Origin of the sequence: Mesorhizobium sp. M7A.F.Ca.MR.362.00.0.0, assembly GCF_004023175.1 — a bacterium.
Taxonomy (GTDB): Bacteria; Pseudomonadota; Alphaproteobacteria; order Rhizobiales; family Rhizobiaceae; genus Mesorhizobium.
Genome location: NZ_RZTF01000367.1, coordinates 1 through 6,453 on the forward strand (window position 1 = coordinate 1; position 6,453 = coordinate 6,453).

The following is a 6,453-nucleotide window of genomic DNA, read 5'->3' on the forward strand; positions in this document are numbered from 1 at the left end:
GTCGAGCACGCCGAGCGCATCGAGATTGGCATTGACGACTTGCCGGCCGGAATTCGAGACGCAGACCTGCGGGACGCCGCGGTCAGCCAGGGTCCGAATCGTCTCGACCGCCTCGGGGATCGGGACGGCGTTCGCCCGGTTCGCGACGTAGTGGGCATTGATAGCGGCGAGCCACTCCGCCTGGTCGAGCCCGACCGGGAGACGCGGACGCAGCGTTGTCCAGACGTCGCCCATATGGATGCCGCGAAAGGCTTGGTCGGGCAGGTCGTCAAGATCGACGTTCCAGTTGCGGCAGCCGGCGAGGAGGGATTGATGATGCAACGGCTCGCTGTCGATCAGCGTTCCGTCGATGTCCCAGGCGACGGCGCGATACATCACGATGACGATCCCGCTCTGGTCGCGCCAGGAGCCGACAGGCGCGCATAAAGATCGCGATAGCGGCGACAGCCGTCGCGGTAGATGTCAGCGTTGCGCGGGTCGGGATCGAGCCGGTCGGCGAAGCTGACGAAACCGGAAACGCCCGACCAGTCGTCGGTCAGGCCGACGCCGATCGCCGCCGTCCAGGCAGCGCCGATACAAGAGCCGGGGTGCCCGGTCAGGCGCTGGACCGGCTTTTGCAGGACATCCGCGACAATCTGCATCCAGACCTTGCTGCTTGAGCCGCCGTCGGAGGCGAGATAGCGCTCGGTCCGGTGGCCCATGTCGTTGAGCACCTCGACATGATGCGCGATGGCGAAGGCATAGGCCTCGAGCAAAGCGCGCCAGACATGGCCGATATCGTGCGACAGCGTCAGCCCATCGATCACGCCACGAGCCGCTGGATCATGGATCGGCGTCTTCTCACCGAGGAAGTAGGGCAGGATGGTGAGGCCATCGGCACCGGCGGGACGCTCTGCCGCCAGCGCATCGAGCCGCTGGTGTACCGAAATACCCTCGGCCTGTGCCGTGGCCATCTCGCCGCCGGCGAAATTGCGTACGAACCAGTTGAGGCCCGAGCCGCCGGTCGACATGCAGCCATTGGGCATGAACAGGCCCGGCACCAGGTGGTAATCGAGATACATGCGCGGATCGGGCTTGATCTGATCGGTGGCGATCAGGATATCGACCGAGCCGCCGAATTTCAGGAGGACATCGCCTGCTTTGGCAACTCCGGCGCCGAGCGCGGAGGCGATCATGTCGGCCGCACCACCGACGACAGGTGTTCCCGCCATCAGGCCGGTCTCATCCGCGGCCTTCGCCGAGACGGAACCGAGGATCTCATGCGAGGCGATCTTTCGTGGCACGGCCGAGCGCGGTATGTGGGCGAGCGCCACCAGGTCGTCGTCGATCCGGTGCGTCGAAACATCGACGAAGCCGGCCTCCAGCGCCCAGTTCTGCTCGACCGCACGTTCACCGGTGAGGCGCCAGTTGATATAGTCATAGGAGCCGAAAACGGTGGCGATGCGGCTGAACACCTTCGGCTCGTGACGCTCTATCCAGCGCAGCTTTGCGGTGACCAGCTGTTGGTTGATGCCGTTGCCGGCCTTGGCGATGAAAGCCGCCTCATCGCATTCGGTCCGCAGTTCGGCAACTTCGGCGCCACAGCGGCCGTCGCTCTGCTGGATGCTCGGTCGCAGCACCTCGCCCTGCTCGTCCAGAAGAACGACCGCCGGCAGCATGCCGGTGGTGCCGATCGCCACGATCTCTTCGGCCTTGATGCCGCTGGTCCTCAGCAACTCCTGCACGATGTCGCGGACATTGGTCCACCATTGCGCGGGATCTTCCTCGGCCCAGCCCGCATGCTCGGAATGCAGCGTGACGGGCCGCGAGGCGAGGCCCAGCACCTGATCGGGAAGCCGGATCAGAATGCCGATCGTCGAGGTGGTGCCGATATCGAGACCGAGAACGAACGCCATGTCGAATCCATTGAAATGCCGGGAAGGGCAGGCGGGCGAACCTGTCTGCCTCGTCGTGTCCCGCTGCTCGATACCAGTCGATCATTCCGGACGCCGGCCCGCAACGATCGATATGATCACCGCGAGCCGGCGCGATGGCCGGCATCGCCGTGGAAGCCGTTCTCAGCGCAAAGTGGCGACAACGTCCATGAAGCGCTTGACCCGATCGCCGTCGACGGCGTTCCAGGTATTGCCATCGATCTTGAAATGGGTCCCGATCACGACCCCGCTCGCCAGCGAAAGGACATCGCGGACATTGTCGATGTTCACGCCGGTGTTGGCGAAGACCGGCACGTCCTTGATCGTCTCGCAGACGCTGCGCAGGTGGGACTGGTCGGCCGGCTGGCCAGTGATCGGACCGGAAACGAGGATGGCGTCGGCCATCGACGAGAACACCGCGCTCTTGGCGCGCAATTCAATAGGACGCTGGTCGAGCGAGTGTGCGAACTCTGCATTGATGTTGAAGAGAAGCTTCATGTCGTCGCGGCCAAGATTGTGCCGCAGGCGCGAGGCGGCGGCGCAATCGGGCTCCCACAGGCCCATGTCGGAAGCAAACAGGCCGGTGAAGATCTCGCGCACGAAACGGGCTCCGGTGGCCGCCCCGATCGCGACGCTGGCAGTCGGGTCCCAGAGATAATTGACGCCAAACGGCACCTTCAGCTCGGGTTTCACCGCCTGGACGATCGCGGTCATGGCGGCAATGCCTTCGGGCGGCGCCTTGAAGACATAGGGGCGGTCGTTCTCGTTGCCGAACATGATGGCATCGACGCCGCCGCTCTGCAGCTTGCGGATGTCGGAGAGCACGCCATCGATCAGCTTGTCGAGGCCGCCATCGGCATCATAGAGGGGCGTTCCCGGCAGGGCACCGATATGTGCCATCGAGATGACAGCCTTCTTCTTGTCGCCGAAAAATTCAAATACCATCGAGTCGTCTCCTTGGGGATAAAGTGAAAATGTTGCGCCTCAGTCGCGCGTCAGCGGCGGCGCGATGCGCAGGTCGACCTTGGCCGCGGCGAGCGCCGCGGCGATCTTGGCCGGCGGCTCGGCATCGGTGATGAGGATGTCGACGTCCGACAGTGGCGCTATCCGCACCAGCGACATGCGCAGGAATTTGGCGGAATCGCAGAGCACGATCTTGGTGCCTGAGCGTCTCAGATAGGCGCGCTTCATATCGGTATCATCGAAGGAATAGTCGAAGAGGCCGTCCGCCGTGATGCCGGAGACGCCGATCACGGCGACATCGAACCACAGCGCCTCGAACTGGGCGATGGCCGCCGGTCGACATCTCGTCGGCCCGTACACGGCCGCCGGCAACATAGACTTCGGGCACGCCGCCGTTCAGCGCCGCCGCGATCCTGAGGCTGTTGGTGAACACCTTGGCGTGCGGAAGGTCCTTGAGGTGCTCGGCCATCAGATAGGTGGTGGTGCCGACATCCAATGCGATCGTGCGGTATCCCGAAACCAAGGCGGCCGCGGCGGCGGCAATCGCGGCCTTCGGGTCACGGCGCTGGCGCAAGCGCGAATCGAAACTCGGCTCCTCACTGTCCATGGCGACCAGCGGCGGGTTGTCCGCCTCGATCGCACCTCCGTGGATTCGTACAAGCCTGCCCTCGCGCTCCAATTCGACCAGATCACGGCGGATCGTCATGTCGGAAACGGCGAGTTCGGCTGCTGCCGCAGCGACGGTGAGCGACCCCGTGCGGCGCAGGAAAGCCAGGATGCGTGCCTGTCGATCGTGCGCGAGAAGGCGCTGACGATCGGCATCACGCGGTGCGCCATGCGTGGACGATAGGGGAGAGGCGGTGTCGTCGGCCATCGATGTATCCGGTGGGTAAGCCGCTGACGAAGCGGTCTGCAACTTCGACTCTACCGCATGATCAAACATTTTCAAACAAAAATATGTTTGCAGTGTTCGAATTTATTGGTATGCATCTCGATATTAACAGAACGCGTTCCGCCACCAAGCAGAGAGAATACGACCATGCCGGCTGCCTCCGTCATTCCTCCAGTGCTTGCCGAACTCGCGGGCAAGCGTGCCTTTGTGACGGGTGGCGGCGCGGGGATCGGTCGCGCGATCGCGACCGCCCTGACGCGGCAGGGTGTCGCCGTGGCGATCGGCGATCTGGATCCCGACGCGGCGCGCAAGGCGGCCGAGGAGATTGGCGGCGGTGCCGCCGCCGTCACGGTCGATGTTCGCCGTCGCGATTCCGTCGAGGCGGCCTTTGCCATTGTGCTGGAAGCGCTAGGCGGCTGCGATATCCTGATTGCCAATGCCGGCGTGTCCACCATGCAGCACGCGCTCGATCTGACCGACGAGGAGTGGGACTTCAACTTCTCGGTCAATGCGCGCGGGGTATTCCTCGCAAATCAGATCGCTGGACGGCATTTTGTCAAGCAAGGCACGGGCTGCATCGTCAACACCGCCTCGCTTGCCGCGAAGGTCGGTGCGCCGCTCCTGGCGCATTATTCGGCATCCAAGTTCGCCGTGCTCGGCTGGACGCAGGCCTTTGCCCGCGAGCTCGCGCCCAAGGGAATCCGCGTCAATGCCGTCTGCCCGGGGTTCGTCAAGACCGGCATGCAATCGCGCGAAGTCGAATGGGAGGCGCATCTGCGGCAGGTCACGCCCGAACGGGTGGTCGCCGACTATATCGCGCAGACGCCGCTCGGCCGGCTCGAGTTGCCGGAGGATGTCGCCGACGTCGTCGTGTTCCTCTGCTCGGATCAAGCCCGCTTCATGACTGGCCAGGGCGTCAACGTGACCGGCGGCGTCTACATGACCTGACGGCTTTTGGCGGCTGTAACCGGATCCTGATGCTGGCACGCGCCAACCAAAAAAGTGAACACATATGATCATAAGGCAGGCTTTCAATGTTACATTTTGTTCTCTAAGATGACCGTTCGCTCGACTTCGGCGTTCAGCCGGGTCAGACGGGTTCATGAGGAATGTCTATGGCGTCTATCGAGCTCGATCGCGTTTCCAAGCTCTACGGCAATGGCAATTACGGGGTGCATGAGGTCGATCTCACCATTCCCGATGGCGAATTCGTGATCTTTCTCGGCCCGTCGGGATGCGGCAAGTCGACGACGCTGCGGATGATTGCCGGCCTGGAGAGCATTTCCTCCGGCGATCTTCGCATCGGCGGCAAGAGCGTCGCCAATGTCGCGCCGCGCGACCGCAACGTCGCAGTGGTGTTCCAGAGCTACGCGCTCTATCCGCATATGTCGGTGCGGCAGAACATGGCCTTCGGGCTGAAGATGCGCGGCACCGACGCCGCAGTGATCGATGCCAAGATTGCCGACGCCGCGAACCTGCTCGGTTTGCAGAATCTTCTCGGCCGCAAGCCGGCAGCGCTTTCGGGCGGCCAGCGTCAGCGTGTCGCGCTCGGCCGGGCGATCGTTCGCGAACCGGAGGCCTTCCTGCTTGACGAACCGCTGTCCAACCTCGATGCGCAGCTGCGTGCCGAGATGCGGCTCGAACTCGTCAAGCTGCACCGGCGCCTCGGTCGCACCATCGTCCATGTCACGCACGACCAGGTCGAGGCCATGACCATGGGCGATCGCATATGCATCATGCGCGATGGTCGCCTGGTCCAGGCAGGCCGGCCGCTTGAAGTCTATGCCGACCCGGTCAACACCTTCGTCGCGCGCTTCCTGGCGACGCCGCCGATGAACCTCATTCCGGCCACGCTCCAGGCCGCACCTGGCGAAGGGCTCTCCGTCCTGACCGATAGTGGTGCCGTGCTTGCCGTCCCCGCCCGCCACCGCAACGCCTATGGCGAGCGTGTCGGGCGCCGCGTCATTCTGGGGGTGCGGGCCGAGGATTTCCACGAAAGCCCCGACAAGCCGGACTGGCAGAAGATTGCCGTACGGGTCGTGGCCGTCGAGGCCCTCGGCGCCGAGAACGTCCTGATCGGCCAGATTGCCGGTCAGGCCACCGGCACGGATGATGCCCATCCCGCCGGAGGCGGCAAGCCGTTGGAGATCGCCGCCCGCCTGAGCCGTTATTTCACGGCGCCCGTCGGCTCGATCGTCGAACTCTACATCGACCCGCTGCCGATGCACCTGTTTGATCCCGAAACCGAACTGGTGATCGCGCGGCCGAGCCTCATGGGGGCCACTCGATGACCAGCATGGACAGAAACGAGCGGCCGGCCTTTCGTCGCCGCTTCGGCCTGCATTTCGGGCTGATTGTCGTTTGCGCCATCGTGCTGCTGCCGCCGCTCTGGGTGCTGCGGACGAGCTTCGTGCCCGAGCAGCTATCCTACAGCAACGAGCTGATGCCGGCCTTTACGACGGACAATTATTCGGCGCTCCTGTCGAGCCGCTTCGGTCAGTCCTACCTCAACAGCCTGATCGTCGCGCTCGGCTCGGTTCTGCTCGCATTGCCTTTTGCCGCCACCACCGGTTATGCCTTCGCCCGCTTCCGTACGGGCGGTCGGTGGGCGCGTTTTGCCGTTCTGGCGACGCAAATGCTGCCGCCCGTGGCGCTGGTGCTGCCGACCTTCACGCTGTTCCGAAG

Annotated in this window: 5 protein-coding genes and 2 pseudogenes; 3 read left to right on the forward strand and 4 right to left on the reverse strand. The window is 64.0% G+C overall.

All coding sequences use genetic code 11. The annotated features are described in order from the left end of the window. The 4 genes and pseudogenes from EOC06_RS30100 to EOC06_RS30115 form a co-directional block, all read right to left on the reverse strand. Nucleotides 1–375 (reverse strand): HAD family phosphatase (locus tag EOC06_RS30100; RefSeq protein ID WP_164898810.1); only part of this gene is annotated, 375 nt, incomplete at its 3' end. Continuing rightward, nucleotides 375–1,895, reverse strand: coding sequence for an FGGY-family carbohydrate kinase (locus EOC06_RS30105; protein WP_128309506.1), 1,521 nt, complete (start codon nucleotides 1,893–1,895; stop codon nucleotides 375–377). The genes EOC06_RS30105 and EOC06_RS30100, both read right to left, overlap by 1 nt. 162 nt (nucleotides 1,896–2,057) lie before the next feature. Beyond that, complete coding sequence (locus tag EOC06_RS30110; protein WP_023809131.1) at nucleotides 2,058–2,858, reverse strand: BtpA/SgcQ family protein; 801 nt, start codon at nucleotides 2,856–2,858, stop codon at nucleotides 2,058–2,060. Between the two features lie 39 nt (nucleotides 2,859–2,897). Beyond that, nucleotides 2,898–3,750, reverse strand: a pseudogene (locus EOC06_RS30115) (DeoR/GlpR family DNA-binding transcription regulator). A 165-nt stretch (nucleotides 3,751–3,915) separates the two neighbouring features. Between EOC06_RS30115 and EOC06_RS30120 the strand changes: the two are divergent. The 3 genes and pseudogenes from EOC06_RS30120 to EOC06_RS30130 form a co-directional block, all read left to right on the forward strand. After that, nucleotides 3,916–4,716, forward strand: a complete 801-nt coding sequence (locus EOC06_RS30120; RefSeq protein WP_128309507.1) for an SDR family NAD(P)-dependent oxidoreductase — start codon at nucleotides 3,916–3,918, stop codon at nucleotides 4,714–4,716. A 167-nt stretch (nucleotides 4,717–4,883) separates the two neighbouring features. Further along, nucleotides 4,884–6,059, forward strand: coding sequence for an ABC transporter ATP-binding protein (locus EOC06_RS30125; RefSeq protein ID WP_128309508.1), 1,176 nt, complete (start codon nucleotides 4,884–4,886; stop codon nucleotides 6,057–6,059). Beyond that, a pseudogene (locus EOC06_RS30130) lies at nucleotides 6,056–6,453 on the forward strand (carbohydrate ABC transporter permease); the annotation flags it as partial. The gene EOC06_RS30125 and the pseudogene EOC06_RS30130, both read left to right, overlap by 4 nt.

Excerpts from the sequence above, each read along its gene's own strand:
- EOC06_RS30105 (WP_128309506.1), bottom strand. The coding sequence starts at position 1,895 with ATGGCGTTCGTTCTCGGTCTCGATATCGGCACCACCTCGACGATCGGC.
- EOC06_RS30110 (WP_023809131.1), bottom strand. The coding sequence starts at position 2,858 with ATGGTATTTGAATTTTTCGGCGACAAGAAGAAGGCTGTCATCTCGATG.
- EOC06_RS30120 (WP_128309507.1), top strand. The coding sequence starts at position 3,916 with ATGCCGGCTGCCTCCGTCATTCCTCCAGTGCTTGCCGAACTCGCGGGC.
- EOC06_RS30125 (WP_128309508.1), top strand. The coding sequence starts at position 4,884 with ATGGCGTCTATCGAGCTCGATCGCGTTTCCAAGCTCTACGGCAATGGC.